The organism is Promicromonospora kroppenstedtii DSM 19349 (assembly GCF_000515355.1).
Lineage (GTDB): Bacteria > Actinomycetota > Actinomycetes > Actinomycetales > Cellulomonadaceae > Promicromonospora > Promicromonospora kroppenstedtii.
The window spans coordinates 46,803-48,906 of record NZ_KI911670.1 but is presented as its reverse complement, the minus strand read 5'-3'; the positions used below and the strand labels follow the sequence as shown (position 1 = coordinate 48,906).

The 2,104-nt window shown below is 71.6% G+C and carries 2 protein-coding genes; both read right to left on the bottom strand.

From position 1 onward, the window contains the following. Positions 1-425 (bottom strand): hypothetical protein (locus tag PROKR_RS34875; RefSeq protein WP_169736418.1); only part of this gene is annotated, 425 nt, incomplete at its 3' end. Between the two features lie 108 nt (positions 426-533). Beyond that, positions 534-2,104, bottom strand: a 1,571-nt coding sequence (locus PROKR_RS13620; protein WP_036964111.1) for a DUF4012 domain-containing protein, incomplete at its 5' end; no start/stop codon positions are given.

Here is a 2,104-nt window from a genome sequence, read left to right as displayed (position 1 = left end):
CCCCCGCCGCCGGCCCCGCCACCCGCCGTGACGGCGGTGATCGTGTAGACGTCGGACAGGGGGTTGCCGTCCTCGTCGAAGACCTGCACGGTGTAGTCACCGGGTGCGCTGACGGTGGCGGTGCTGGACACCGTGCCGTCCTCGTCGAGGGTGAGGCTCTCCGCGTCGGCGCCGGCCACCTCCACCGTCTGGTCGGCCGCCGCGGCCTCGCCCGCGAAGGCGATCTGGACGGTGATGGTGGCCCCGGCCAGGTCCGGGCAGGTGATGGTGAACCCGAAGGGTTCGCCCACCGTCACCGTCGTGCTCTCGAAGGTGATCTCGCACGGAAACTCGCCGGGGCCGTACTCGTCCGCGGCAGCGGCCGTCGCCGGGGCCAGGACGGCCGCTGCCGTGATGGCCATGGCGCTGATGAGACGTCGAAGCATTGCTCAGTCCTTGAGGTCGTGACGTTGTTGCGGGGCGTAGTGATCGGTGTCTCGGCACCGGGCTTCGCGGCCCGGCATATCCAGCGGGGCACGCGGTCCTTCGTTTGTTCACTCGCCGGGAGCATCAATTTCGACGGAGGTCACCACGGGTCTCGGACCCGGTGTTGTTCGCAGAATGACGCCCCCGTCCTGCTGCTTCCCGGTGATGATTACATAGGTGATAGAAGATGTCTCTCCCGCATTCAGCGAGAAATCATGAAATGACAGCCAGAGCTCATCATGTTTTTGCGGCGATAAACCGACATCTCCCGACTTGTCTGACGCCGCGACGATCCGCCCGCCGGCGGGCGCATAGACCAGGGCGCGCAGTCGCACCTCACCGGGTCGCGTCTCGTCGGCACCGACCACGTACTCGGGCAGATCTGCCACCTCACCTGCGTCGACGCGCGAGGTGTACGTGACCGTGACCGCCAGCTCGCGCGAGCCGTCGGGGCGCGACCCGCGCTCGACCACGTCGACCGCGGTGTCGACGTAGTACGCGATCTTCGCCATCTGAATTCCCTGGGTGAAAACGCCGACGACTGGACGGTCGGCGGTCACGCCGCGCAGGGCACCGTCCAGCACCGTGCCCTCCAGGAGGTCCGCCTCGGCCGGCTCGCTGGACCACACCGACAGGCGCCCGTCCCGGGCGGACGCCGCGAGCGAGCCGACCATCCCGGCGGGATCGCTCCCGCCGGTCGACAGCGCGGTGAACGCCCGCTCGGCCACGTCCGCGAAGATCTCGTCCTGCTCCCGCGGCGTCTGCGTGCGATAGACGCCGTTGAGCAGGTAGGACACCAGCTCGTCGCCACGCAGCACCCCGCCCGGGCCGGTGTCGACGCCGTCCAGCAGACCGGCCAGCGCCACCGGGTCGGTGGACAGCACGCCGTCCACGGTCCGCCCGGTCTCGCGCCGCCACATCTCGCGCGCGACCTCGGCGGCCCGCGGGAAGTCGGGGGTCGCGGTGACGTTCTGCATCCACCGGCCCAGGTCGTTCCCACCCAGGACCCGCTGCTCGTCCCGGGTCAGCTCGACCACCGGCCGGTCGAACGAGCCCACCTGCGCACCGGGCCGCTGGTCGGTGAGCTCGATCCGGCCCTCGTCGGCGTGCAGCACCAGCACGGTGCCCACGATGCCGCCCAGCGCCCGCGGCTCGGCGTTGTTCTGCACCAGCACCAGGTAGTCACGCGGCCCGTCCGCGCCCAGCATGGGCGGGATGAGCTGGGCCGCGCGGGACGCCGTGGCCGTGGACATCCGCAGGTCGGCGAGCCGGTCGCGCAGGTCGCGCGCCGCCGCGGAGACCTGGGGCAGCAGCGGTTCGTCGCCGATACCGGTCACGGTCCGCAGCGCGTAGCCGACCGCCTCGTCGGCACTCCGCACGTCAGGCGCCACCTCGCGCAACGGTCCGAGGTCCACCCGCCCGTCCCGCGGCGCCAACATGGCCGGATCGGCCACCTCCATCACCTCCGCGAGTCGCGGCAGGGGGCCTTGCGCCAGGCGGTCGACCACGGTCGCCATCGTCGCGACGGCCTCCACCGTGGGGCCCACGCCGGGCAGCCGGCCCGCGAGCGACCAGTTCGCCCCGGACGTCGCGTCCCGCGCGTGGGCCGCATGCCGTTGCAGGTCGGCCACGGTCGCGT